Source organism: Leptotrichia sp. oral taxon 223 (genome assembly GCF_013394795.1).
Classification (GTDB): Bacteria; Fusobacteriota; Fusobacteriia; order Fusobacteriales; family Leptotrichiaceae; genus Leptotrichia.
In genome coordinates, this window is sequence record NZ_JABXYU010000004.1 from 200,423 (window position 1) to 226,326 (window position 25,904).

Annotated in this window: 23 protein-coding genes, 1 pseudogene and 1 CRISPR repeat array; of the genes and pseudogenes, 1 reads left to right on the top strand and 23 read right to left on the bottom strand. The window is 29.8% G+C overall.

Going from position 1 to position 25,904, the window contains the following annotated elements; all coding sequences use genetic code 11:
• Positions 1-5: 5 nt before the first annotated feature.
• The 10 genes from HW275_RS11155 to HW275_RS11200 form a co-directional block, all read right to left on the bottom strand.
• Positions 6-1,490: an aminoacyl-histidine dipeptidase gene (locus HW275_RS11155; protein WP_178936624.1), complete on the bottom strand. Its 1,485-nt coding sequence runs from the start codon at positions 1,488-1,490 to the stop codon at positions 6-8.
• Positions 1,491-1,574: 84 nt separating this feature from the next.
• The gene (locus HW275_RS11160) at positions 1,575-1,724 is read right to left on the bottom strand and encodes a hypothetical protein (protein WP_178936625.1); all 150 of its coding nucleotides are present in this window, start codon (positions 1,722-1,724) and stop codon (positions 1,575-1,577) included.
• Between the two features lie 36 nt (positions 1,725-1,760).
• Positions 1,761-2,471 carry a purine-nucleoside phosphorylase gene (gene deoD / locus HW275_RS11165; RefSeq protein WP_178936626.1) on the bottom strand — a complete coding sequence of 237 codons (711 nt, stop codon included), beginning with the start codon at positions 2,469-2,471 and terminating at the stop codon, positions 1,761-1,763.
• 291 nt (positions 2,472-2,762) lie between these two features.
• On the bottom strand, positions 2,763-4,943 hold the full coding sequence (locus HW275_RS11170) for an RNA ligase (protein WP_178936627.1): 2,181 nt from the start codon (positions 4,941-4,943) through the stop codon (positions 2,763-2,765).
• Between the two features lie 191 nt (positions 4,944-5,134).
• Positions 5,135-5,959 carry a Cof-type HAD-IIB family hydrolase gene (locus HW275_RS11175; protein WP_178936628.1) on the bottom strand — a complete coding sequence of 275 codons (825 nt, stop codon included), beginning with the start codon at positions 5,957-5,959 and terminating at the stop codon, positions 5,135-5,137.
• A gap of 178 nt (positions 5,960-6,137) precedes the next feature.
• Positions 6,138-6,905, bottom strand: coding sequence for an OmpA family protein (locus HW275_RS11180; protein WP_178936629.1), 768 nt, complete (start codon positions 6,903-6,905; stop codon positions 6,138-6,140).
• Positions 6,906-6,939: 34 nt separating this feature from the next.
• Entirely contained in the window at positions 6,940-7,683 is a 744-nt protein-coding gene (locus HW275_RS11185) for a basic amino acid ABC transporter substrate-binding protein (protein WP_178936630.1), read from the bottom strand.
• Between the two features lie 29 nt (positions 7,684-7,712).
• Positions 7,713-8,468, bottom strand: coding sequence for a basic amino acid ABC transporter substrate-binding protein (locus HW275_RS11190; protein WP_178936631.1), 756 nt, complete (start codon positions 8,466-8,468; stop codon positions 7,713-7,715).
• Positions 8,469-8,519: 51 nt separating this feature from the next.
• A complete protein-coding gene (locus HW275_RS11195) occupies positions 8,520-9,248 on the bottom strand; it encodes an amino acid ABC transporter ATP-binding protein (RefSeq protein WP_178936632.1) in 729 nt (242 codons plus the stop codon).
• Entirely contained in the window at positions 9,241-9,978 is a 738-nt protein-coding gene (locus HW275_RS11200) for an amino acid ABC transporter permease (protein WP_155282666.1), read from the bottom strand. Before HW275_RS11200 ends, HW275_RS11195 begins: the two co-directional genes overlap by 8 nt.
• Before the next feature lie 277 nt (positions 9,979-10,255).
• Between HW275_RS11200 and HW275_RS11205 the strand changes: the two genes are divergently transcribed.
• The gene (locus tag HW275_RS11205) at positions 10,256-10,765 is read left to right on the top strand and encodes a DUF1439 domain-containing protein (protein WP_178936633.1); all 510 of its coding nucleotides are present in this window, start codon (positions 10,256-10,258) and stop codon (positions 10,763-10,765) included.
• Positions 10,766-10,781: 16 nt separating this feature from the next.
• Here the strand turns inward: HW275_RS11205 and HW275_RS11210 are convergent, their stop codons facing one another.
• The 13 genes and pseudogenes from HW275_RS11210 to cas7i all read right to left on the bottom strand — a co-directional run bounded on the left by HW275_RS11210 (position 10,782) and on the right by cas7i (position 25,902).
• Entirely contained in the window at positions 10,782-11,129 is a 348-nt protein-coding gene (locus HW275_RS11210) for an inorganic diphosphatase (protein WP_006803784.1), read from the bottom strand.
• A 60-nt stretch (positions 11,130-11,189) separates the two neighbouring features.
• Entirely contained in the window at positions 11,190-11,561 is a 372-nt protein-coding gene (locus HW275_RS11215) for an AzlD domain-containing protein (RefSeq protein ID WP_255460103.1), read from the bottom strand.
• Entirely contained in the window at positions 11,518-12,288 is a 771-nt protein-coding gene (locus tag HW275_RS11220) for an AzlC family ABC transporter permease (RefSeq protein ID WP_178936634.1), read from the bottom strand. The genes HW275_RS11215 and HW275_RS11220 overlap by 44 nt, the downstream gene beginning before the upstream one ends.
• 100 nt (positions 12,289-12,388) lie before the next feature.
• Positions 12,389-15,529 carry a DNA polymerase I gene (polA, locus tag HW275_RS11225; RefSeq protein ID WP_178936635.1) on the bottom strand — a complete coding sequence of 1,047 codons (3,141 nt, stop codon included), beginning with the start codon at positions 15,527-15,529 and terminating at the stop codon, positions 12,389-12,391.
• Between the two features lie 482 nt (positions 15,530-16,011).
• Positions 16,012-16,449 (bottom strand): hypothetical protein, encoded by a 438-nt coding sequence (locus tag HW275_RS11230; RefSeq protein WP_178936636.1) that lies wholly within the window; start codon positions 16,447-16,449, stop codon positions 16,012-16,014.
• Between the two features lie 135 nt (positions 16,450-16,584).
• On the bottom strand, positions 16,585-17,229 hold the full coding sequence (locus tag HW275_RS11235) for an HIRAN domain-containing protein (protein ID WP_178936637.1): 645 nt from the start codon (positions 17,227-17,229) through the stop codon (positions 16,585-16,587).
• 144 nt (positions 17,230-17,373) lie between these two features.
• The gene (locus HW275_RS11240) at positions 17,374-18,102 is read right to left on the bottom strand and encodes an HAD family phosphatase (RefSeq protein ID WP_178936638.1); all 729 of its coding nucleotides are present in this window, start codon (positions 18,100-18,102) and stop codon (positions 17,374-17,376) included.
• A gap of 166 nt (positions 18,103-18,268) precedes the next feature.
• Positions 18,269-19,787: a CRISPR direct-repeat array (repeat unit 29 nt; unit sequence ATTTACAATACAAAATGTTCTATTAAAAT).
• 203 nt (positions 19,788-19,990) lie between these two features.
• Positions 19,991-20,269 (bottom strand): annotated as a pseudogene (gene cas2 / locus HW275_RS12610) (CRISPR-associated endonuclease Cas2).
• A gap of 1 nt (position 20,270) precedes the next feature.
• Positions 20,271-21,263 carry a type I-B CRISPR-associated endonuclease Cas1b gene (cas1b, locus tag HW275_RS11250; RefSeq protein WP_178936639.1) on the bottom strand — a complete coding sequence of 331 codons (993 nt, stop codon included), beginning with the start codon at positions 21,261-21,263 and terminating at the stop codon, positions 20,271-20,273.
• A 35-nt stretch (positions 21,264-21,298) separates the two neighbouring features.
• Positions 21,299-21,787, bottom strand: coding sequence for a CRISPR-associated protein Cas4 (gene cas4, locus HW275_RS11255; protein WP_178936640.1), 489 nt, complete (start codon positions 21,785-21,787; stop codon positions 21,299-21,301).
• Between the two features lie 18 nt (positions 21,788-21,805).
• Positions 21,806-24,205 (bottom strand): CRISPR-associated helicase Cas3', encoded by a 2,400-nt coding sequence (gene cas3 / locus HW275_RS11260; protein WP_178936641.1) that lies wholly within the window; start codon positions 24,203-24,205, stop codon positions 21,806-21,808.
• A 33-nt stretch (positions 24,206-24,238) separates the two neighbouring features.
• Positions 24,239-25,003 (bottom strand): type I-B CRISPR-associated protein Cas5b, encoded by a 765-nt coding sequence (gene cas5b, locus HW275_RS11265; RefSeq protein WP_178936642.1) that lies wholly within the window; start codon positions 25,001-25,003, stop codon positions 24,239-24,241.
• A 2-nt stretch (positions 25,004-25,005) separates the two neighbouring features.
• Positions 25,006-25,902, bottom strand: coding sequence for a type I-B CRISPR-associated protein Cas7/Cst2/DevR (gene cas7i / locus HW275_RS11270; RefSeq protein WP_178936643.1), 897 nt, complete (start codon positions 25,900-25,902; stop codon positions 25,006-25,008).
• Positions 25,903-25,904 lie beyond the last annotated feature (2 nt).

The window sequence follows — 25,904 nt, forward strand, 5'->3', positions numbered from 1 at the left end:
TATTTTTATTTAATATTATAATCTTCCATAACTTTTAGCAGTAATTTCCAAGTTTTTCCAACTGACTCTATTTCCATTCTTTCTTCTGGAGTGTGAGCACCATAAATATTAGGCCCGATTGAAACAATATCGATGTTTTCCATATTGTTATCAAAAATTCCACATTCCAGTCCAGCGTGAATTGCCTTAATTTCAGGATCCTTCCCTGTTATTTTCTTAAATGAATTTACTACAATATCACGAATTTTTGAGTCTTTTCGGTATTCCCAAGATGGATATGGAGAATTTATTTTTACTGCCACTTCATATTTTTCAGAAAGTTCCTTTACATCATTTAATAACCTTTCAAGCGATTTATTCACCGAACTTCTTGGCAATGCCTGAGTTTTTATTGCAATTTTCCCATCTTCATTTTCAGTTTTTATAACTCCAAGATTTATTGAAGTTTCCACAAGCCCTTCGATATCCTTGCTCATCGAAATAACTCCATTTGGAAATTCATGCAAGAATAAAATAACGGCATTTGTATTAGAAATTGACAATTTCCCTTCATTTTTCAGTTTCTCTTTTTTAACTTCCTTCACTTCAATAACTGGATTTTTGTCAATAATTTTAAAATCTTTTGTTATATTTTCAAAAGCCAGTTTTGCCAATCTTTCAAAATCGCTGACTTTTTCATCCTCAAGTTTCACAGCCAGCAACGCCACTGCCTCTCTTGGTATCGCATTAGTCTTTTCCCCACCGTCAATGTCCATTATTGCAAGAGTGTATTTTTTATTTAAGTGATTCAGAACTTCTGCCAAAATTTTATTTGAATTCCCTAATCCTAAATGAATTTCAGCTCCTGAATGTCCACCTAGAAGCCTTTTCACATCAACACTTATCACAGTGTCATCATCTTCGAGCTTTTCTGCATCAAAGTTAAACTCATTAAAGATTCTCGCACCACCTGCACTGCTTACATAAACTTGTCCGTATTCTTCAGTATCCAAGTTTATAAGTGTCTTTCCAGAAAAAATCCCAAAGTCAAGGTTATTAACTCCGCTCATTCCGTCCTCTTCGTCAGTTGTGATAATAATTTCAAGTGCTGGATGTTTCAAGTCATTACTGTCAAGTATCGCAAGTGCATAAGCCACAGCAATTCCATTATCCGCTCCAAGTGTCGTTCCATTTGCTTTCAAATATCCACCTTCCACAACAAGCTCAATTCCCTGTGTTTCAAAGTCAAACTCTGTATTTTTATTTTTTTCCCAAACCATATCCATATGCCCCTGCAGGATAAGTGGCGAATATTCTTCATACCCTGCTGTTGCTGGCTTTCTTATTAATACATTCAATGCCTTGTCCTGAATAGCTTCCAGATTTCTTTCCTTTGCAAATTGTACAATCCAGTCACTAATTTTTTTTTCTTTTCCCGAACCTCTCGGTATTTTTGATATTTCACTAAAATACTGAAAAACTTTTTCAGGATATAAATTTTCTATTTTCATTCTGTTTTCCTTTCTATAAATAAATTAATAACAAGGGGACAAGCCCCTTGCTTTTGAGAATATAGATTACTAAACATTTTCATGTCATAAAATATTTTCCAGCAGCTCTTCCAGTTCCACCATTTCCTTTTGTGTCAAATCGTATCCGCTTTTCAGCTTTTTCAAAATTCTATTATCAGAACCGACTGAACTGCATTCCAGAATCTTTATAACTAATCTTTTGTAAAATTCCACTATTTTTTCTCCCCTAGTTATTTTCCTTAATTATTTTTATAATTGTATCGCTGTTTCCAAGGCCACTTCTATCATGTCATTAAAACTTGTCTGTCTTTCCTCAGCGCTTGTAACCTCATGAGTAATGAATGAATCACTGATTGTAAGCAATGTCAAGGCGTTTACTCCTAATTTTGCAGCAGTTGTATAAAGTTGAGCTGTTTCCATATCTACACACAATACTCCAAATTCAGCCCATTTTTTCCAAGCATTAGGATCTTCTCCGTAAAAAGTATCACTTGTAAATATATTTCCAGCCTTTACATTCAATCCTTTTGCTTTACCAACTTCATAAGCCTTGAAAAGTAATTTTGGACTTGCTGTAGGCGCATAATCTGCTCCATTAAATCTCAATTTGTTAATAGCAGAGTCAGTTGAAGCTGACATTGCAATAACAACATCTCTAATTTTTACATCTTCCTGATAAGAACCAGCAGTTCCGATTCTAATCAAATTTTTTACTCCAAATTCAGTTATCAGCTCATGTGAATAAATCCCAATCGAAGGTACTCCCATTCCAGTTCCTTGCACAGATATTTTTTTCCCTTTATAAGTTCCTGTAAACCCTAGCATTCCTCTAACATTGTTATACTGAACAACATCTTCCAAAAATGTTTCTGCAATATATTTTGCCCTAAGCGGATCCCCTGGCAATAATATAGTTTCTGCAACATCTCCTCTATTTGCTCCAATATGCGGTGTCCCCATTTCATTACCTCCTAAATTTTTTAATATTTCTAAAAAGTTTTGTTACTCACTATATTGTACTTCACTTTTTGAAATTATTCAAGGGGTTTATTTTATTTTTTTGACATTTTTACTTTATTCTGGAGTAATTTACACATCCTTTTTAAAAATTTCATCTTTTTTACATTTTTCCGCTTATTTCAGTATAGTTTAATTAAGAAAGTCATTTTTGAATGAAAAGAGCATTTACCAAAATAAAGATAAAATTCAGGAAAAATTGGATAAGGAATGTGAAGCCGCTTTTATTATTAATTATTTTTTCTTCTCATATTCATTCATTAAGTCAATAATATGCGCATTTTCAACTTTATCATTATCAAGTCCAGTAAGCCATTCAATAAACTCCTGTTCGTCCTTATATCTTACAGCAAGTTTTGCTTTATTAAAATCTTTTTTATAAAATTCCAGAATTCCACGCCGTTTTTTCCACAGACTGTAATGTTTTGCCTTATATTTAAACATAAATCCATTTTTACCGCAAAATACAACACCTTCAGCATTTTCAAAATTATCGTAATTTTCCATTAAGTTAATTATTTTGTCAAAGTTATTGCATTTTTTGATTTCCTTTTTCATTTTAATAACATCATCATCAAAATTCAGCTCTTTTAAAAATCTTTCACTAAAATTGTTGTCCACATGCACACCGTTTATAAATAAAGTGTTGTCAATAACATCCAGGATAAAAAGACGTTCCTTTCCAAAATAATCAACTATGTGCCTGTCTTCATTTGAAACCACCTCAAATACGATGGAAACATCATTTTCGCTGCAAATTCTAAAAATCTCATTTTTCATCTTTTCACTTGCCTTTTCAAAAAGAGTTTCAAAATATTTGACGTGCGTTCCATTTGTCACACTTTTTGTTGCAAATACAAATTTTTCATCAATAACTGAAAGTATTCCTAAGAATCCGTTGTATTTTTCGTAGGCTGTAACTGGGTAAACTATGTTGTTTTCAATATATTCTCTCGTAGAATATTTATTTTCGCCATAATTAAAGAACTTGTTATAGCTTCTTATTCTCACTTTCCCAGTTTCTGCATCCACAAATAATCCACGTGCCTTGATTGTCGAATCATTCCACAACTTTTTTCTAAACACATTTCTTCCAAAATTTAACGAATACAAGTGCGGCTTTGTATTTTTGACACTGATTAATTTACTTACAATTAGTTTATTCACATCTTCATCTGCCGTCAAATTTATCTGCTTGTTTTCTTTTGCCTTTTCCAGTTCGTGCTGTAAATAGTCTTTGTCATAAACTGTATTTATAGCAGATTTTTGTAAAATTTCATCAGGCATTACATCTAAATACTTTAATTCTCCTCCAAATTCAACTTCCCCTTCCAGGCAAATTGAATGCTCAGTCGAATTTACACCTCTATGCCCATGAACCTGTACAAAATCCTGACATTTTCCCTTCAAATAATTTTCCTCATAAAATTCTCCAATTTCGGTTTCAAAGCTTCCAACACCGTTTATCATTTCGTTAGTCGACACAAGTGCTAAATTAGGTACAAAAGACAGCCCTGCGTGTGTACAAAGAATTTTATGATTGTAAAATTTAAAAGCATAACATTGTCTTAATTTTTTATAAAATTTACGAATTTCCCTTTTAAAACTATCAATATTTTTTTCATTTTCCAAAATTGCTGGCAAAGTTACATTTAAAAATTCCTTTGAGTTAATTTTAAAATCATTGGCAAAATTTTCCAAGTGAATTTCATGATTCCCTTCAATCATTATAACATTTTCACGATTGTACAATTCCAGTATCAATGAAAGCGTCTGTTTATGCTCAATTCCTCTGTCCAAGAAATCTCCTAAAAATACATACAAGGTATTTTTATCAAAATCTTTCACAATTTCAGAAATCGCTGTAAAGCATGAATGAATATCCCCAATTATCCGAACTTTATCATATTTTCCCGTCACATCAGCAACATAAAAATTTATAATTTCATTTATGTCAAAAATTCTTTTAAAACTTCCTGAAAGTTTTTCATTCTGAATATTCCTAAACATTCTGCCTATAACATTCTCATCAACCTGCTTATAGCTTTCTCTCTTTTTATTATTTTCAATACACTCTTCAAGCGGTGTATCAAGCTGGTAATAATAAATTGTATATTTATACTTGTCTGCAAGAGCCTTGTAGGAATTCATTGCCCTTTTTGTAGTATGTGTCGCATCAACAACTGTAAATTCTCCCTTTTTCATTCTTTCTTCCAAACAGTTAAAAAGCATTTCCCAAGCCAGCCTGTCATTTTTCTGCGAAATCTCAAAATCCCCAAATTTTGTTAATTTAGGATTGGAAATTAAAAGCCTAAATTTATCAGCCTCAAGAGTGTATGGCTCCAAATTATTTTTCTTAATAAAGGTACTCTTCCCGCTTCCGACTGTCCCACGTAGCAGTAACAGTGTTCTCATTCTGCCTCCTTGTCTATTTTTATTTTAGTCATTTGTAAAAATCAAAAAATCTAAATAAATATAGCATTTTTATAATTCTATTTTTCTTGTTTTCTCCACTTTCAGACAAAAAATTTTAACCTCTTGTAATTATAAATACTGCTGTTATTCAATCTTTATTTCTTTTACTTTTACAATTCCCTGTATAATAACTATAACTTATTTAAAGCATATTTTCTAATTGCTTTTGCCACTCCATCATTTTCATTAGTGTCAGTTGTATATTTAGCGGCGTTTCTTGCTAATTCGGAAGCATTTCCCATTGCAACACCATAAGTTGCATATTCGAGCATTTCCACATCGTTGTTTCCATCCCCGATTGCCATTACCTCTTCCTGCTTTATTCCCAACTTTTCCGCCAAAGCCTTTAATCCAGTTCCTTTATTATTCCCTTTTGGCAATATTTCATAAACGTATGGCTGACTTAATACGCCTTCATATCTCTCTTTTAATATGTCTTCATATTCTTTCTGAAATTTTTTCATATCTTCTGGATTTCCTAAAAACATAGCTTTAACTATTTTATATTTTCCACTTTTTGCTTCTTCCAAAGTTATATTCGTAATGTCAGAGAATACAAACTGGGCATCCATAACAAGCTCTTTAGTCGGTTTTCTGCCAATATTAAAATAATGCATTTCATCAACTAATGTAAAGTTTATGTCATATTTTTCAGAAAATTTATATAAATATTCCATATCGTCGGGTGTAATCTCTGCACATTTTATCAGTTCCCAGTCCTTTGTTTTATGAACTGAACATCCGTTATTTAAAATAACATATCCTTCCTGATCCAGCTTCTGCAATCCAAGTTCTTTATAAAACGGTAAAATCCCATATAAAGGTCTGCCTGTACACAATACAATCTTTATGCCATCTTCTATTGCTTCGTGAATTGCTTCCTTTTGTGCTTTTTCAATATGCTTTTTATCATTTAACAAAGTCCCATCCATGTCAATTGCAATTAATTTTATCATTCTTTATTTATCCCTTCTGTTTCAAAATTCTATTATTAATATTTTTTAATACCAAAAATTTATTTTAGCCTAAGTTTTATTTAATTCTGTCCGCAATAACTATTTATACAAACCTAAAAGGGGATTATCTCAGTTAAATTAGAAATAATCCCCCATAACAAATTATTAAGTTAACTCATTATACTTGCCCTTTTTTCACAAATCTGAATTCTACCCTTCGATTCCCTTCTCTTCCTTCTTCTGTGTCATTTGTCCTGATTGGATTGCTTTCTCCACGTCCTACCAAGTCCAAGACTCTGTCTTTGGAAAGCCCTAATTCTATCAATTTTGAACTCACTTTTTCAGCTCTCCTAAGAGATAATCTTTTATTATATGAAGAGGCGCCGCTTGTATCCGTATATCCAATTATTGATACAAGAAAATCATTTCTTTCAATATAATCCTTTATATCACGTAAAACAGGATATGCTTCCTTGCGTACGTCAACACTATTTTTATGAAAGCTCAGATCATTTGTTCTCAACGTTATTATTTCCGATTTTGAAATTTGTACCCTTTCTGGATTATTAATCGGACTTTTCTGAATATCAGAAGATAACTGTTTAGACTGTATTGGTGTTTCTGCTGGCTCCTGCTGAGGAGCAGATGGAGATATTTGCTGATTTTGTTCTGGCGTTTGAGTTTTTTTATTAACAATTTGTGTTCCAGTACCGTCCTGTGTCAAGGTAACTGTGATTAAATCTGGATTATCTGATGCTGCCTCCGCCATTTTTTCAGGATTTGGTGTATCTAGCGTAGGAACATCATTTTTTACATCCTGTTGTATATCTGCCACATTTGCACGAATTATATCTTTTCTCATATCGGAAGTAGTCATTTTTTCAGATACCATCGGTACCGCCATTGCTACCATTGAAGAAACTGCAACTAATGTTGGCCTTTTCATGATTTATTCTTCCTCCCTTTTCAAGTAAAGTATTTTATTTTTGATTTTTTTCTAAACCATATTTTTTAATTAATTCGTTATATTTTCCATTTTCTCTCATTTTTTTCAATTCAGCATTTATTTGTTTTATTAATTCAGGATTTTTACCTTTGTCTATAGCCATTGCCATTCCAATCGCAGCTGGCTTTTCGTCAAAAATTTCCATTTCAGGATTTTTCTTCATATATTCTTCAGCCACTGCCTTTTCCAGGATAATTGCATCAATTTTTCCTGCCTTTAAATCTAAAATTGTGTTTACAGTGCTTTCATTCGGTACAACAGTCGCTCCATTAATAGTTTTTGCTTCCATTTCTTGAATTGTCCCCAACTGCACTCCAATTTTCTTGCCGCTCAAAGTGGTTGGCGTAACCGCAGTGTTACCTTTCTTTCTCAAGTAAGTTTCTTTGGAAACAAAATAATCATCTGTAAAATCAACTGATTTTTTTCTTTCCTCAGTCGAACTCATTCCAGAAACGATAATATCAATTTTCCCTGCCTTTAATGCTGGAATCAACCCGTCAAACGACTGATCCACAATTTCAATTTCATATCCGAGATTTTTTCCAATTTCATTTATCATATCCACATCAAATCCCGTAATTTGACCATTTTCAATATATTCAAACGGAGCGAAAACTGCATTTAGCCCTACTCTTAATTTTTTCTGCCCGCTATCTTTTTTTCCACACGACATAATTCCAAAAATTACTAATGTCAATATTAAAAATACTTTTTTCATAATTTTCCTCGCTTTCTATTTTTTATTATTTAATTTTTATTTGTTTCCAATCCATATTTCTTGATTAATTCTGCATATTTACCATTTTCCTGCAATTTTTTCAGTTCTTCATTTATCTGTTTAATAAGTTCCGAATGTTTTCCTTTATCAAATGCAATTGCCATTCCATACGGCAATTTTTCCTCATAAAAAATCTCTATCTCGGGATTTTTTTTCATAAATTCCATTGCAACAATATTTTCCAGTATTACAGCATCACTTTTTCCGCTTTTCAAGTCTAGAATCAGATTAACAGTTGCATCATTTGCTACAACATTTGCATTTTGTATTTTTTTAGCTTCTAATTCCTGAATTGTCCCGAGCTGTACTCCAACTTTTTTTCCAGCCAGGCTTTCTTTAGAATTTACTGCCGTATTCCCTTTTTTTCTCAAATAAACCTGTGTTGATTTAAAATATTCATCTGTAAAGTCAACTGATTTTTTTCTTTCTTCAGTTGCACTCATTCCAGAAATAATCGCATCCAGCTTTCCAGTCTTAAGTGACGGTATAAGAGCGTCAAATGGCTGAACTTTCATTTCAATTTCATATCCCAAATCCTTCCCAATCTGTTTTATCAAATCAATGTCAAATCCTACTAATTCACCATTTTCCATATACCCAAACGGAGGAAATACTCCATCTGTCCCCACAACAAGTTTTTTCGTATCTTGCTTTGCTTCGGTTTTATTCCCACATGACACTATCCCGAATATCGCCATCATAATTACTATTAATAATTTTTTCATCTCTGTACCGCCTTTCCACTATACAGCCTAAGTCAATATATTTTTATTATTTTAATGATTTAACACTTTATCTAAAAATATCCTTGCTCTTTCTGATTTTGGATTGTCAAATAAATCCTGCGGCTTCGCATCTTCCAAAATATATCCCTCATCCATAAAAAACACTCTATTTGCAACATTTCTAGCAAATCCCATTTCATGTGTTACTACAATCATCGTCATGCCAGCATTTGCAAGTTCTCTCATTACTTCCAGAACTTCCCCTATCATTTCGGGATCAAGTGCCGATGTCGGCTCATCAAATAGAATCACCTTAGGATTCATTGCCAATGCCCTTGCAATAGCAACTCTTTGTTTCTGCCCGCCAGACAGTTTATTTGGGTAAACATCTCTTTTATCAGAAAGCCCTACTTTTTCAAGTAATTCCATTGCCAATTTTTCTGCTTCGTCTTTTGACATTTTTTTTAGCCTAATTGGCCCTAAAGTAATATTTTCCATCACTGTTTTGTGAGGATATAAATTAAAGTGCTGAAACACCATTCCAACTTCTTCACGAATTTTGTTTATATCCACTCCACGTTCCAAAATATTTTTATCATTTATTGTAATTTCTCCAGATGTAGGCTCCTCAAGTCTATTTATACAACGTAAAAATGTTGATTTCCCACTTCCAGAAGGCCCTATAATTGAAATTACCTCACCTTCTTTGATTTCAGTGCTAATTCCTTTTAGCACTTCCAATTCTCCATATTTCTTCTTCAAATTTTTTATCTTAATCATTTTCCTTTAATCTCATCTCCAATCGTTTCCCAATAAATGAGAATAATTTTACGCTGATATAATAAACCAAACCAGTAAACAATATTGGTTTTACACTATAATACACAGCTTGTAAACTTTTACTGTTCATTGTAATGTCTACAACACTAATATATCCTACAACAGCTGTTTCCTTAAACAAGTTTATAAATTCATTTAAAAGTGCTGGTAAAATATTTTTTATTGCTTGTGGCATTATAATTTCGTTCATTGCCATTCTATAAGGCATACCAGTCGCTCTTGCAGCTTCCATCTGCCCCTTGTCTATACTTTCAATCCCAGAGCGAATTGTCTCCTCCACATAAGCCGCACTATTAAGTCCTAAAGCAATTAATGCAATCCAGTAATTATTAAATATCACAACTACAAAAGATAATGTCAAAAGCTGTAGAACCATTGGTGTACCACGCATTATATCAACATATTCATCAATAACAACATCTTTTATCATATTAACAGTTTCACTTTTTGTCTTTTGAAATTTAAAAAATGCCAACAGCATTCCAAAAAGAATACCAATAGCAGCTCCTCCCACTGTAAGTCCTAACGTAGTCACAAAATAGCTGCCTGCATAAATTTCCCACTCTTTCGGTTTCATATCATATGGAAACGCAAGGAGCGCTGCAACTGTTACAACTGCTATAAAAAATGATGTTTTTACTATTTTTCGTGTTTTTTCCAATTCTTCCATTATATTTAATGAACTTTAATTTTGTTCATATCCTCCTTATATTTTAGTTATTATAGTATTATTATACCTAATATTTATAGGTTTTTCAATAAAAATTTTTTATTTTATTATCTGATTCACTGCTTTTCTTCTATTTATCCCATTCAAAGAAGATTAAATATTTTTTCAAAATCTTTTTAAATAATTAAATGATATAGTTACTTGATTTTGGAAATAATATTTATAAATCTAGTAAAATTTCCAAAACAGAACATAATTTGAAAAGGAGTTTGCAACTATGAAATTATTTAAATTTTTATTTTTTCCAATTATTGTATTAATTGCAGGCTTAGGTTACTACATTTACACTCAAAACCAGTTAAAAATTCCAGATTCTATGGTAAAAAGTGCTGTCGCTTCCAAATTTCCAATAGAAAAATCCTACCCTCTTGGAAAAATTAAACTATTTAATCCAAAAGTACATTTTGAGAATGATAAGTTAATTATTGAAGCAGAATACCTAAATGATGCATTAAATGATCAGATTAGCGGAACAATGACCTTTGCAACTGACATTCGTTATGATCCAATGAAATCAAACCTTTATCTCGAAGATTTCCAAATTGTAAAACTGACAAAAGAAAATAAAGAAATTGATCTTGATAAAAAACCTATTATCAGAACAGGGTTAAATTATGCTTTTAGTCAGCTTGAAAAAAAAGAAATTTTGAATTTATCAGGAATTGAAAAATTTCAAATGATAAAGGATATAAAAATTGAAAATAATAAATTGACTGTTGTTAAATAAAAAATAATTTTAATTATTATTCAGTTAAAATTTTATGTTTGAAAAAACGTTCCTGAAACTCAACCAGTACTTCCATTTGGGAAACTGTATAATTTTTCCCATCTGGAATTACTATAAGTTTATTCTCTTCATCATCATACCTATACACAATAGCTCTACATATTCCACAAAATTCATCAACAGGTTCAAAAACTCCCAAAATATACACATCTATTTCTTCTCCATCTTCACTAATAGTATTTGGAATATATCCATAATTTACTGGATATATAAAATTATATTTAGGATGTCTTTCTCCCATTTTTCTATCCATCTTTACATGTATTTTTTGTCCTAAAAATTTTTTATAATTATCTAAACTCATAAAAATCCTTTTTAAATATCAATTTTAATTTATATTTCTTTAAAATTTTTCTATTTTTATTTAAAAACTTCCTTTTAACATTCCTAAAAAATATATCACTGCAATAGAAACAATTATTATTATTCCCAGATTTGTCTTCCTAAAAGTTAAATATGCCACGATTGCCATTCCGATCAAAACTCTTATTATGTCAAAATTTGTACTTCCAGTAGAAGTGAAAATATCTGGAAATACTAATACTGTCAGTACTGTATAAGGAAGCGCTTCAAAGAACTTATTAACTTTTAGGTTGTTTTCTGGAATTTTTACAAATATTGGCAATGTCCTCAGTATTACCGTCATGATTATGAGTGTCATCAAAATCATTGTTAAAATCCCTAAATTTTCGTTATAATTCAATCTTATCACTTCCTTTCTCTTTATCAATTTCATCGTTTTCCTTCTTTTCAGAATTTTCATTATAATAAAGCTGTGCGTATATAAAACTTGCTAAAAACATTGTCAAAATCATAACCCATCCTGAACTTATCTTATTTAAAATTGGTAAAAATGTAAATGCCATTTTTATAATAAGTGCCAGCAAAACAATTCTTATATATTTAAAATTTTGGCTTAAAGCCATTATTAACATACTGAAAAATATTGAATAAAGCACAAAATTCATACTTGTCATAAGTGATTCTGGCAATTTTTCACCAAATATCGCTCCAAAAATTGTACCAAAACAGTAGCAAAAATATGGAATTGTATTTACTCCCATCATATACCACGCATTTGTTGCCTTTTTCAATGTCAGATATGTTACCGTTTCATCAGTAAGCCCCACACCTACCAGAAATTTCTGAAAAATAGGAGTCTTTTCACCAAGCTGTCTAAAAATAACGATATTTAACAATAAATATCTTAAATTTATGAGAGCAATTGATAAAATTACTTCAACTGGAGGCGATTTCATCACATAAAGCACCTTTAACAGTAATGAATGAGCCCCTCCTGCATACATTCCAAACGATGTAAGCCCAATCATTGGCAAAATTTGAGAAAAACTTTTAGCTGAAATCAGTCCAATTGCAACTCCAAAGGGAATATAGGCAATTCCGATTCCAGTACCGTCTTTTAGTCCCTTTAAATAATTTTCGAGTTTTCTTATTTGTGCCATTTTTTGTTCTGATTCCTTCCTTATATAGTATTATTCTAACAATTTCAAAACAATTAGTCAAATATATAATATATATTTCTATCATATATAAAATATATTATTACTTTAATAATCCCCAATTTTTAGCCACACTTCCATTAGCTTTTAACGGAACTTTCTTAAATTTAACCGTATTTTCCATAATTTTTTCAATTTTTTTCATATATTCCTTAGCAAATTCATCACGAACTTCAAAAATCAGTTCATCGTGAACTTGAAGAAGCATTTTGATATTTTCATCATTTTTAAATTCCTCATGAAGTTCAATCATAACTTTTTTTATAATATTTGCTGCTGTTCCCTGAACGACAGTATTTACCGCCATTCTCACAGCCTGTGCCTGTACATTCTTATTTGTAGCATTAATTCCGCTAATGTATCTTCTCGTACCGTAAAAAGTTTCCACAAAACCGTGAAGTTTAGCCGTTTCTGTCACAATATCCAAAAATTTTCTGACTCTCGGATATTCCTCAAAATATGTTGTGATATATTGAGAAGCCTCTTGAACTGTAATCCCTAGTTCCTTCGATAGTCCAAACGGAGTTTTTCCATACAGAATACTAAAATTAATTACTTTTGCAATACTTCTCTCATGCCGTGAAATCTCATCTTCTTCGGTTTTGAAAAATATCTTTCTTGCCGTCAAGTTATGTAAATCCTGATTATCCTGATACGCCTGTACTAAATGCCTATCTTTTGACAATTCAGCCAAAACTCTCAATTCAATTTGTGAATAGTCAAATGAAATCAAACTATGTCCTTCTTTTGATACAAAACCTGTACGTATCCTTATTCCATCATCTGTTCTCACAGGAATATTCTGTAAATTTGGATTTGCTGACGAAAGCCGTCCAGTAGATGTCCCATTTTGGTTAAAAGTCGTATGAATCCTGTCCTCTTTATCCACCAGTTTTGGAATTGGCTCAATGTATGTTGACAATAATTTCTTATAAGCCCTGTATTCTAGCAACTTTTTCCCAATCATCCGTTTGTCTTCTGTCAATTCTCCATTGTTTGCAATCATTTCCAGAACTTCCACATTTGTTGAATATCCAGTTTTTGTCTTTTTACCTGATGGAATCTGCAATTTTTCAAACAAAACTTCCCCTAATTGTTGTGGCGAATCAATATTAAATTCTCCATCAGCAAGTTTATAAATATCACTTTGAAGCATATTTATCTTTTCTTCCAGCTCATTCTGAAATTCACTGAAATATCTTTTATCAATTTTTATTCCAGTTTCTTCCATTTGTGCCAATACTGGTATTAATCGACTTTCCAGCTTATCAAATATATTTAAAAACTGCTCATTTTGTAATCTATTTCTAAAAATTGTTTCCAATTTATAAATAAAAAACGTCCTCTTTGATAAAAACTCACAAATCACATCATCGGAAACATCGCTAAAATCCTTCTTTCTTCGTTCCTTCTTAAACTGTTCCTCAAAAGTTGCAATCTCAACACCAAACTCATCAAGTATTATTTCTTCAATTTCCTGCAAACTTTCTGTCCCAAGTACATATCTTGCAAGCAAAATATCAAAATATTCAGTACATTTTATTCCGAACCTATCCTCATTTATCCCATAAGTTTTACCGCCAACAGAATATCCAAAATACTCACTTTCCCCATTTTTCATATACTCTTTCACATTATAGGCAATAATTTCTTTCTTGCTCAATAATTTATAAATATTCTCAATATTTTTTTTATTATCTTTTTGCTCATTAGCATTATCACTTAAACTAAACAAATTAATCTGTACTCCAGACTCTGCATTTTTTTGATTCCCATTTTGCAAAATATACTGAAGCTCGCTGTCCAAAAGCACAATATTCATTTTTTCATCACAAATGGAAAGTCCAAGCATATTTTCAAAAATAGCCACTTTTTTATCCATTTTCTCAATCACAGAATAAGCATTATTCCAACTAATAACTTTTCCATAATTTTTCTCAAAATACACTTTTTCATCTTTAATTTTCTTAGTTTTTTCAGTTTTCTGATTTTCTAACGCAATCTCTTCTGCCTTTTTCTTCTGGGTCTCATATTCTATTGCCAATTTTTCTTTTAAAACTTGAATTTCATCAATTTTTTTGTCTATTTCTGAATTATGTTCGTACTCCACATGCTCATAAAAATGTGAAATTCCATCAAAAATCGGATTTTTCTTATCATATTCCAATTCCTGCTTTTCAACTTTTTCTCTTTCAAATCTCTCTTTTTCCAATTTTTCTTCAGCGATTTTTTTATTTTTTTCTAAAACTAACTTCTCTTTTTCTGTAAGCTCCTTTTGATTTCCACTTTGTAAGAATCTTTCCTTTTCTTCTTCAACAGCTTTAGAAAATCTTTTAAAATCAAGCTCCTCATAAAGTTTTAAAAGACTGTCAAAATCTTTTTCCTCAAATTTCAATTTATTTTTATCATATTCAATATCAAGTTCTCGCTTCACAGTTGCAAGTTCCCGACTTATAAAGGCATTTTCCTTGTCAGTCAGTAATTTTTCCTTCTGTTTCCCTTTTATTTCGTCAATATTTTCATAAATTCCTTCCAGATTTCCATAAGTTGTAATAAGTTTTACCCCATTTTTAGGCCCAATCCCAGTAACTCCTGGAATCCCATCCGACTTATCCCCCATAAGCCCAAACAAATCAGGTATCTTATCAGGTGTAACTCCCAAATATTCAACTACATCTTCATCAGTCTTTATATGTTTAAATGCAGAATTTTTATCCCCTTTTCCAAGCAAGGCAATGTTAATTTTCCCATCTACAAGCTGTGCCAAATCCTTATCCCCAGTTATTACAAAAACCTCAATCTGCTCATCTTCATCATTAGAAAACTTGGTAGCAAATGTAGCAATCACATCATCCGCTTCCTGCCCAGCCTTCTTATATTTCGGAATTCTATATCCATCCAACACCTTCATAATAGTATCAATCTGCATAACCAGTTCTTCAGGCATACTTTCCCTATGTGCCTTATACGTTTCCAGCTCCCCAGTTCTCTCCAACTCGTCCCTTTTCACATCCAGGCAAGCCACCAGATAATCAGGCCTAAACTCTCTAATCACGCTTTCCAGCGTATTAATAAATCCAAATGTCGCCCCAGTAGACATCCCGCTGCTATTTCTCATTCCCATCAGTGCAAAATGGCTTCTATACATAATCGCACTCGTATCCAATATAACTGCTCTTTTCAACTTAATTATTCCTCTTTTCTTTTTCTAAATTTTAACATTCATTTATATTTGTATATTTTACCATTTTTAGATTTTTTCTCAAAGCATTTTTTCTTAATTTAATAATACACCCTAAATATTAATTTTGTAATTCTGCTATCATACTAAATCTCATTTAAATAACAAATTTATTACAAACTTTTCCAATAAAAATAGTAAAAACCGTTATTAAATAAAATAACCTAATACCAACATCCCCATTAAAAACAAGAAGTTTTAATTCCCTAATAATCAAAATTTAGTAAATATTCACTATGTAAACAGGATTAATATTACTATAACAAAATTTTCTATAAAAAAAATAACCTCCAGTCTTAAATAAATTTCAAGAAAAAGAGATTATTTTTTTCATATAATTTTACTTACAAAAATTTCCCAAAGTTCAAAAATGTTTTTTATATTTCTGATATTTTTTAGAATTTTCAAAATTCTAATTTACTAATTTATGCTTCCTGTGTTGCATATCCACCTTCGATTGCCACTTCCTTCACTTTCTCCTTCTTCTGTTTTATTTTTAGTGAAAAAGTTCCAGTTCCAGCCTGATTTCCATATTCTTCAATATAATCAACCACAAATACGTTTGTCATGTCGATTTTTCTTACCATCTGCCCTGCTGAAATGATTTCCAGGCTGGCTTGTCTGTAGGCATCACTTGCTTCTGACGGCACTAATGACCATTGTGCAACTTTTCTTGTGTCGTCCTCTGCATCCCCGTTTGCTGCTGCCAGTATTTTGCCTCGAATTTCCAAAATTACCCCCAAGTCTGTTGCTCTAGCATTTGAATCATCAGGTGTTTCAGAAATGTATTTTACATCCAGAATGCTTTCCTTATCAAGTAAAATTTCACTTTCCTGCCCTTTTACGCTCAATCTGAATCCCATAATTATTCCCCCCCTGTTTTATTTTTGACAATTAAATAATAGCACTATTTTTAAATTAATTTAATTTTAATTATCTGATATTATTTTACATCAAAAAAATTCATTTGTCAATATTAATTTTTAATTTTTTGTTAATTAATCTAAAAGATAGATTTTTAAAGCTATCTCCTCATCGAAGGGAATCGATACCGCAACAAACTTTTTCCCTGCATCAATCATTCTTGCAATAATTTCACTTTGATTTTTTGGCAAATATCCAACTTTTTCCTTTTTGGAATTGTACACAGCCACTGCATTTAATGAGATTCCGTTAAATTCACGAAATAAATCCAGCTGTACTTCATCCTTAATCTTATTTGCAAAATTTCTGATATATTTAGCCCCTTCCAAATAAGTGTCAAGCAGAAAAAGTCTTTTTGATTTTTTTGTATATTTATCAATTAATGTCTTTGCGTATTCAAACATCATTTCCTTGCCAAGCCGAATTTTTTCCTCACGTCCGTTATTTTTATGAATAACAAGAACTCCATTTCCAAAATTAAACTCATTTATCATATAATTGCTTTGATTTTTCAAAAGTTCAAAATAGTCCATCATTTCCTCAAAAATCATAATTTCCTTTTGATTAATCTGAAAAGAGCCTTTTTTTAGCTCGACTGATGTATTTTCAATATATGAATAATAAAATCTCCCATCAGGAAAAATTTCAATTTCATAATTCCCCCCATAATAAAGTCCATCAAACTCAAGTTTTATCCCACTAAAATTATTTATCAGCATTATCAACCACCTCTTTCATATTTCTAGTAAAATTTTTCTGTAAAACACATTTATTAAAATATCAGTTTAGTTCATTATTTTTATAAAAAAATAAAATTTATGGATTATATTCCTGAAATTGTAAGATTTTTATAGAAAACAAATTTATATAATATCCACATCTGCTCTTAATTTATAAATAACATCTTTTCTTTCCACAACAATCATAACTTTTTCCTTCAATTCCTTATCCCGCTTTATTTTCTGCAACAATTTTTTGGCAGGATTTATGGCAATGGCGTTTCCTACATTTTTGAACATTGTCAAGTCGCCAGTTGTATCTCCATAAGCGTACGATTTTGTCAAGTCTATTTCGTACATTTTACAAAAATCCGCTATTGCCTTCTGTTTACTTTTGGCATCCCACATCGGTATCACTTTTCCTGTAAAAATCCCATTTTCATTAACTTCATAAGTAGATGCCCTGTAATCTTTGACACCATATCTTTCAGCCATCTTACTTACTAGAAAATCTGGACTCCCAGAGATAATTATAACTTTATGATTTTTTTCCTTATGATATTTCAACCTCTCACGTGTATATCGGTAAACTTTGTCTCCTTTGAGTTTCATCACTCTTTTAGCAATAAAATCCATATCCTCCTTGCTAAAATTCTTTAATGCCTCCATATAAGTCTGCACAAGCTCATCCAAATAGTCGTCATAATCCCCAGTCCTGTTTTCCCACTTAGAAAATTTCTCCTTAACCTTCCCTTCCCAAGTCATCATATCAATATATTCATACTGCACAAGCATCTTAAAATGCTCAATCAGCAAAGAATCCCTGTAAATTGTTCCATCTATATCAAAAAATGCCGCTACATTTTTTTTCATCCGCATTCCCCCTTATTTAAATTTTAATATTCTTTTTATCATTATATTCTAACCTATTTTTCTTAGAATTTCAAATAAAATAAACAAGAAAAAGCGTTTGTAAACTAAAAATAGCCATACTTTATTAATAAAAGTGCAGCCGTTTTTACTATATTAATATTTTAAAATTTACAAATTGTGCTATTAAAATTTTGACTCTTACTAATACAAATCACGGAACAGCAAAATTTACAATACAAAATGTTCTATTAAAATGAGGGGCATTTACAACTCGGGAACATATTAATCCAAATTTACAATACAAAATGTTCTATTAAAATTCTTAATGCCGCCTGTGCATAATTCCGAATGTCCAAATTTACAATACAAAATGTTCTATTAAAATAAAATATGCAGAATCTTCATTATCACGTTATGAAAAATTTACAATACAAAATGTTCTATTAAAATAATATATTGTTAAAATTTGACAAATTAAAAAAAGTAATTTACAATACAAAATGTTCTATTAAAATTGTCACAAATGGGTCAAATTGCGCATTTGGTCTTCCATTTACAATACAAAATGTTCTATTAAAATTTCTCTTTGTAAAAAATGTGATACCATTGTAAACTGATTTACAATACAAAATGTTCTATTAAAATTTAATGTTTCCTGCAATTTACAGAGATTTAAAGGACATTTACAATACAAAATGTTCTATTAAAATAAATAAAATATACTTCAAAATTTATATCACTTCCAAATTTACAATACAAAATGTTCTATTAAAATTTAGATCAAGAAAATCATCCGTTATTCCTCTATCGTATTTACAATACAAAATGTTCTATTAAAATCACCTTCAAGATTGTTTGTTCCATTTATGTATAAATATTTACAATACAAAATGTTCTATTAAAATGAACGAATTACTAGGTAGGGTAAATCTTGCTTACAAATTTACAATACAAAATGTTCTATTAAAATTTTTGATACAAAAACCACACTCCGCTTTGGTTATATATTTACAATACAAAATGTTCTATTAAAATACATAACTTAAAATATATCAAGGAGATGAGATAAAAATTTACAATACAAAATGTTCTATTAAAATTAGCATTGAGTTTCTTTATAATGTTTTTTCTTTCAAATTTACAATACAAAATGTTCTATTAAAATGTTTGATGCCGTAATGTTCTCAACCTTGTCATAATGATTTACAATACAAAATGTTCTATTAAAATAACGAGACAATAGTGACTATTGCAAAGCCAAATGAGATTTACAATACAAAATGTTCTATTAAAATTACGACTAAAAAAATAAACCACCATCGTTTATAAATATTTACAATACAAAATGTTCTATTAAAATAGCTATATATAATTGTAGGCAATATTATTTTAATGAATTTACAATACAAAATGTTCTATTAAAATTATTCACAGATTTGGAAGATGTGAAACGATACAGGGATTTACAATACAAAATGTTCTATTAAAATAAATTTATTTTAGTATTTCCAATTTTCATAAATTTAATTTACAATACAAAATGTTCTATTAAAATTATTCACAGATTTGGAAGATGTGAAACGATACAGGGATTTACAATACAAAATGTTCTATTAAAATAAATTTATTTTAGTATTTCCAATTTTCATAAATTTAATTTACAATACAAAATGTTCTATTAAAATCAAACCATTATTACTCTTTTTGAATATCATATCATTTTTTTCAATTTTTGTCGATACCCAATTTTTTTATAAAATTTTGGTAATAATTTTTTATTTTTAAAATAAAAATATCAAAAAAAGTTGTAAAAATCAATGGTTTAGGAAATCTGTCAATATTCAGGGATTTTTTAGTTATTGGACATCGACAGATTTTTCTGGGATTGTTAAAAAAAATTTGAGGTTTTGTCGTCTTCTAATCCCCAAAATTCTTTTTCTAGCCATTTTTCTTGACGTGATTTGAAAATTATTAATGAGTCTTTGTCTTTGCGAATGTATCGTTTTAGTTCGAGATTTCATTTTTTTAATAAAACTGGGGTTATTTCTCCTTCAAATACTGATTTTTGAACATTTGTTAAGTACTTTTTGCAAATTTTAAATACATTTCGAGAAATTCTTGGGCCATTGTCATCTGTTAGGATGTCATAAACTAAAATTATATACATACTACCACCATATTTTAAATCCTTCGTATTTTTTATCTTCTAGCAAATGTTTTACTAATTTGTATGCTTCTAAACGCATTAGATGCCGGTAAGAAACTTTTCGGTTTAAATCTCTGTGCTTTATTGAGGTTTCTAATCTTTCGTTAAAAGTTTTTAAAATTAATTTCTGTGCATTTTCTTTCATATAAAAATAATTTGAATCTTTGAAAAAATCTTTTTCTGTTATCATTTTTTTATTTAAAAGAGAAAAAATAATTCTATCTGCCAAAAGAGGCTTAAATACCTCGGCAATATCAAGCGATAATGAAAATCTTCTTTCTCCTACACTATGTAAATAACTTATTGTAGGATTCAACTGACTAACATATATTTCAGACAGACAGGCAGTGTAAACTAATGTGTTCAAAAAAGAAATCATAGTATTTATCATATTATCAGGCGGTCTTTTTACTCTTTTTTCAAAATCAATTTCTTGATTAACAATTGTATTCCATGCGGTATAATAAGTACGTCTGATACTTCCTTCAATTCCCATTAACTCATTAATTTCGTTTGTTCTAAAAATTCCTTTTTTCAGTGCCTTAATTTCTGTTATTACGGATTCTAAATCTTTTCCTCGTTCCTGATAATATCTTAAATTTCGCAAAATATTTGTGCTTGCTGCATCTATTATTAATTGTGCTAATTCAATTCTTTTGGCATTGTCTGTATAATTTTCAACTTGCTTTACGAATAGTTTTCCAGAAACATTTGATTCTTTTGGATAAAATGTTCCAGTGTAAAAACCATAATAATTAAAAATATGAACAGGAATTTTATTCTGTGCCAAGTAATTTAAACATTTTGTATTTAATGAAACTTCTCCAAATAAGTAAATATCTCTTGTAACTTCTATTTTTATATCTTTAAAACGTCCATCTGGCGCTGTTATTCTTATAACATTATCTTTACGTTTTAATTCACCGCTGGAAAAAATAAAATAACTTTCTGCCATTTTATACCTCTCTTTATGATATTTTTTTATTAATTTTAAATGTAACAAAATTCATAGTATGCACATTTTTTACAAATTTTATCATTAATTACAGGAGGAGCTTTTTCATTTTTACAAATTTTTTCAATATCAATTAAAATTTCCTTCAATGTATTTTCGTCCTCTTTTGTCAAAATTATTTCCTTACGTTCCCTAATTACAGGATAATCAATGATTCCTTTTTCAATTTTTATTCCACGTCGCTTTAAAAAATAAATATAGTATTTCACTTGCCAAATTGCCGCCTCTTCTACAGCCTTGCTTTTTTTTACTTCGTGAACGACTTGCCATTTACGGATAAAATCAATATTTACGGTTTCTTCTATCATAACTTGTTTAGTTTCCAAATTGTAACTGTTTTCATCAATTAATTTTCCTAGTTGAACATTTTCATTTTCTTCTTCAAGATTAATATTTTTGGATTGACACCACAATTTACGTTTACATACAAAATAATAATTTATCATAAGTCCTGTTATTTTCATTGTTTCACCTCATAACATTTAAAAAGTATTATCTTCAAAAAAATCTTGATTTTTCATTTTTACTTCAAATCCTTTTTCATATGAATAATCACAATCTAAAATAATCAATGTTTCATAATCATTTATTTCCATTTTTTCTACTTGTTCAGGAGAAATATCATCAAATTCATATTCAGGAATTGCTACTTTAAATTGATTTATTTCTCGTCTTGCTTCTATTTTTTCACTCCTTAAATTTTTCCGCTCTTTTTCATTCAATCCCTTTGCTTTCTTCTGCAGGATTTCAATATTTTTCTTTATTTCTTTTTCATTTTGCTGATAAATAATTTTTGGAATTATATCTTTTGAAGCAATATTTCTAAAAATTTTCTGTACTTCTGATTTTGTTTTTTCATACTCCACTATATAATTTTTCAAAGCATAAATATTTTTTACTAATTTTCCATAATACTCTGTATCTTTTAAATTTTCAGTAGAATAAACCTCATCAATCAATTCCAATTTTTCCTTTTCTGTAAGTAATCCGTCAATGTCTATCAGTGCTTCTTTAGATTTTTGATGAATTTCTTTATCTATAACTGCTTTGGAACTTTTTATTCCGGAACACTCTTCTGTAAAAACATAGCAGTTATATTTTTCATCCAAAATCTCTCTATTTCTGTAACATCTTCCCATTCTCTGAAAAAGTCCATTCAAATCTGATAATTCTGTAACGAGAATATCAAAATCCAAATCAAGAGATGCTTCAACTACTTGTGTACCAATCCAGATTCCATTTTCACAAATATTTTTTAATTCTCTTTCCTTTTTCACATTTTCCTTAAATCTTTTAGGATTGGCAAATTCAGAAATTTCTTTTTCTTTTTTAGCTCTGTCCTTTTTTATAAATCGGCTATGAAGCAGATTCAATTCTTTACATTCTATTCCTAATTTTTTTAAATCTTCATATATTTGTTTGGATTTTTTGACAGTGTTGCAGACAACTAAAATTTTATTATCTTTATAATTTTCTTTTATAAATTTAGCATTAATAACTTCTTTTAATATTTTCAAATTATGTCTTTTCTTATCATTTATAAAAGGTTCTCTAGTCTCAAATTCTATTTCTTCCTTTTTTAACAAATCTGTGATAATTCCTGGTAAAGTGGCAGTCATTATAGCGAATTTCCCACCAAAATCTGTAATATATTTTAGTCCATATATCAAATAAGCTAATAAATCCGTTGAATACATCTGAATTTCATCAATAACTACTTTAGAATAAGATAGTGTAGCAACTTTTAATTCAAATCCTGGTGCTCTGAAAACAAAATCAAAAAGCTGGTCTATTGTGCAGACTGTCAATGGTAAAGATAGCTGCTTTGTTTTATCCATATATATAAACAGCTCATCATTATCCATCTTTTCTGGATTATTTTTTTCCTTCTTTTTTATATCTTCTATATATATTTCTCTAAAATCTGAATGTAGCAGTCCTATTCTATTTTCCAGTTTTTCAATTACAATCTGATTTTTCACTCTGTCAAAAATTGCATTAATTGCTACTCTTAACGGCAATGTAAAAAAGCCCTTATTATTACCTATCCAAAGTAGTCCCGCTTCAGTCTTTCCATATCCTGTCTGTGCTACCACTACAACATTTTTATTTTGATTATGAATCATAAACTTCTGCAACTCATTCCAGTCATTCTCAGGATTATCCCTTTTCAATATATTTTTTAGAAAAGCATTCATTTTCTCTTCAAGAAAATCATTTTTTTCCTCAACTGGAATATATGAACTTGCAGCATAGTCTATTTTATTCAGTAATCCTTTTAACATTACATATTTTTGAAAAGTTTCAGAACCTTCTACATCAGAATAGACTCTACTTCCTATTTCATAAAATAAAGAGCTTAATTGTGCTAATTCAACTTTTCCATCTTCCCAATTAAAAATTGCTTTTCTATCTTTATAATTCTCAGTATTTTTAAAATATTCAAAATAAATATTTTCCAGAATTTTTAATTCCTTTGAAAAATTTTTAACTTCATTGTTCATTGAATATATCTCATCAGATAAATCACTGTCATTTATTTCCATTAAATTTCTTTCATGATGTAAAGCTACAGAATGAGCTAAAATTTTTATTTCATCTTCACTAAAATGATGATATTCAATTAAAATATCATCATTTATAAATGAAGTACTGAGTATCCCATGAGGAATTTCCCCACTTTGCTTTTCACCAGACAGTTTGCTCTGAAATTTCTGATTTATTTTCCCTAAATCATGATAGATACACGCAAGCAATAACAGCTTTTTTTCAACATTTAATTTAGGATAGACCATAAAAATTTTCATAAAATTATTAAACAGATTTTCTGTGTGTCTTAATATTGTTTCGCCACTAGATTTAGCTAAAAAATTATTCTTCATATTAGACTCCTATATATAATAAAAATATTTAACTTATAATTCGCAAAAAACAATTTCATTATCAGTATCTAGAGGGACTTCCCTTCTTTTGAAGCCTTTTATATTCGAAGAATAAATAACCTCTTCTTTTTCCCATGACCTTATCATCTTGGGCTTGGATTTTGTCCCAATATTATTAAGAATATAATTTTTAGTTAGTTCATATCTAGTTCCATATATGTTCATTCCACTTTTTTTGTCTCCATGATTTACTAATTTCTCTTGAATAAAATTAACAGGGATATATGCAAAGTTATCTTCTCCATTACTTAAATCTTTTTCAAGTTTTTTCTTTTCCACGTCTACAATCCTAACATCCTTAATTAATACAATATCCTCTCTTCTTCCTAAGCTTGGGTATTCTCTTGGATATTTGAATGCTTCAAAAATGGTATTTAAAAATTCTTCTGACTGGTCTTCCGGAATAATATGAATTGTCAAGTTTACGTCAACCAGCAGTTCAGCAGTTGCAACTCCTCTATTAATACCATAACCATTTACATTTAATTGATGCCTTCCCATTTCAAAAGGATTTCCATTTTTAAATTCATATCTTGTATATAAGTCATTAACCTTAGAAAAATAATTTCCACTGATACTTATTTTCATCGGTTTATATTCCTTAAAGTCACAGAGGGAATGAACCATTCCAATTACTGTTGAATATGGTGGCAAAGGATAGCTTTCTTTCAGCTGAAAACTTGTTGGAACTTTATAATTCACCATATTTTGATACAATTTCAATTTAATTGCCTTCATAGTTATCCATCAACTTTCTCTGTATAATAATTATCGACCTTTTCTTTTAACTGTTTGAAGAATTCAGGAACATTCAGCACATTTATATTTTTTTCTTTCAATTTTTCTTCAACTTCTGTATCATTTTCAAATTGTTCTTTCACAATTCCAGATATTGTATCTTCTTCAATATAATCGTAGATTCCGCTGCATAGTTTATCAACTAGAATCTTGTTAATCTTAACATCCACTATATTTTCAAAAAATGGATTTTTTATATTATACACTCCACCTATTATAAATAAAGGTTTCAAATCTTCCCTTCTTCCTTTAATATCCCTATAGAGCAATGAAATCGTATCTAGAAGTTTTTTCACTCTTCTTGATTTTTCTTCATTTGAAACTTCAATTTCATCCAATTCATCTATTCCAATTCTATCTAAATCTATAGTAATTGTATATTTATAGTAAGATTTATGTATTTCAGCCTGTGCTATATTTGGAAATTCTCCGATTCTATCAGCTAATCCTTTATTTGTTAAAAATTCCAGATCCCCTTTAAATGTTTCCAATGAAATAGCATTTGACAGTCTTACTATTGCAGAACGGTTCTTAGAATTTTCACCTTTTATTGTTTTCATATATCCAAAAAAATCAAGTTCAGGATAATCTTTAATTGTCGTATCTGCTGAAAATTGAACTACTTTCTTGTCTCCACTTCCTTCTGCTTTTACTGGTGACTTTTCTTCTCCAAGCTGTTCTATAATGTTATATCTTATTGCCTGTCTGGAAATATATGTATATTGTTCCCCCTTATTTCTTGATAATTTCTTTAATGCTGCAACATTTCCTATTCCTTCTCCATAGTTAGCACTTTGTGCCAAAAATATTGCTGTGAAAGTTAAACCTTTTTTCTTCATAA

What these genes read in the sequence shown, in the direction of transcription:
- HW275_RS11155 (WP_178936624.1), bottom strand. Translation starts at nt 1,490, where the DNA reads ATGAAAATAGAAAATTTATATCCTGAAAAAGTTTTTCAGTATTTTAGT.
- deoD (WP_178936626.1), bottom strand. Translation starts at nt 2,471, where the DNA reads ATGGGGACACCGCATATTGGAGCAAATAGAGGAGATGTTGCAGAAACT.
- HW275_RS11170 (WP_178936627.1), bottom strand. Translation starts at nt 4,943, where the DNA reads ATGAGAACACTGTTACTGCTACGTGGGACAGTCGGAAGCGGGAAGAGT.
- HW275_RS11175 (WP_178936628.1), bottom strand. Translation starts at nt 5,959, where the DNA reads ATGATAAAATTAATTGCAATTGACATGGATGGGACTTTGTTAAATGAT.
- HW275_RS11180 (WP_178936629.1), bottom strand. Translation starts at nt 6,905, where the DNA reads ATGAAAAGGCCAACATTAGTTGCAGTTTCTTCAATGGTAGCAATGGCG.
- HW275_RS11185 (WP_178936630.1), bottom strand. Translation starts at nt 7,683, where the DNA reads ATGAAAAAAGTATTTTTAATATTGACATTAGTAATTTTTGGAATTATG.
- HW275_RS11190 (WP_178936631.1), bottom strand. Translation starts at nt 8,468, where the DNA reads ATGAAAAAATTATTAATAGTAATTATGATGGCGATATTCGGGATAGTG.
- HW275_RS11195 (WP_178936632.1), bottom strand. Translation starts at nt 9,248, where the DNA reads ATGATTAAGATAAAAAATTTGAAGAAGAAATATGGAGAATTGGAAGTG.
- HW275_RS11200 (WP_155282666.1), bottom strand. Translation starts at nt 9,978, where the DNA reads ATGGAAGAATTGGAAAAAACACGAAAAATAGTAAAAACATCATTTTTT.
- HW275_RS11205 (WP_178936633.1), top strand. Translation starts at nt 10,256, where the DNA reads ATGAAATTATTTAAATTTTTATTTTTTCCAATTATTGTATTAATTGCA.
- HW275_RS11210 (WP_006803784.1), bottom strand. Translation starts at nt 11,129, where the DNA reads ATGAGTTTAGATAATTATAAAAAATTTTTAGGACAAAAAATACATGTA.
- HW275_RS11215 (WP_255460103.1), bottom strand. Translation starts at nt 11,561, where the DNA reads ATGAAATTGATAAAGAGAAAGGAAGTGATAAGATTGAATTATAACGAA.
- HW275_RS11220 (WP_178936634.1), bottom strand. Translation starts at nt 12,288, where the DNA reads ATGGCACAAATAAGAAAACTCGAAAATTATTTAAAGGGACTAAAAGAC.
- HW275_RS11230 (WP_178936636.1), bottom strand. Translation starts at nt 16,449, where the DNA reads ATGGGATTCAGATTGAGCGTAAAAGGGCAGGAAAGTGAAATTTTACTT.
- HW275_RS11235 (WP_178936637.1), bottom strand. Translation starts at nt 17,229, where the DNA reads ATGCTGATAAATAATTTTAGTGGGATAAAACTTGAGTTTGATGGACTT.
- HW275_RS11240 (WP_178936638.1), bottom strand. Translation starts at nt 18,102, where the DNA reads ATGAAAAAAAATGTAGCGGCATTTTTTGATATAGATGGAACAATTTAC.
- cas1b (WP_178936639.1), bottom strand. Translation starts at nt 21,263, where the DNA reads ATGGCAGAAAGTTATTTTATTTTTTCCAGCGGTGAATTAAAACGTAAA.
- cas4 (WP_178936640.1), bottom strand. Translation starts at nt 21,787, where the DNA reads ATGAAAATAACAGGACTTATGATAAATTATTATTTTGTATGTAAACGT.
- cas3 (WP_178936641.1), bottom strand. Translation starts at nt 24,205, where the DNA reads ATGAAGAATAATTTTTTAGCTAAATCTAGTGGCGAAACAATATTAAGA.
- cas5b (WP_178936642.1), bottom strand. Translation starts at nt 25,003, where the DNA reads ATGAAGGCAATTAAATTGAAATTGTATCAAAATATGGTGAATTATAAA.
- cas7i (WP_178936643.1), bottom strand. Translation starts at nt 25,902, where the DNA reads ATGAAGAAAAAAGGTTTAACTTTCACAGCAATATTTTTGGCACAAAGT.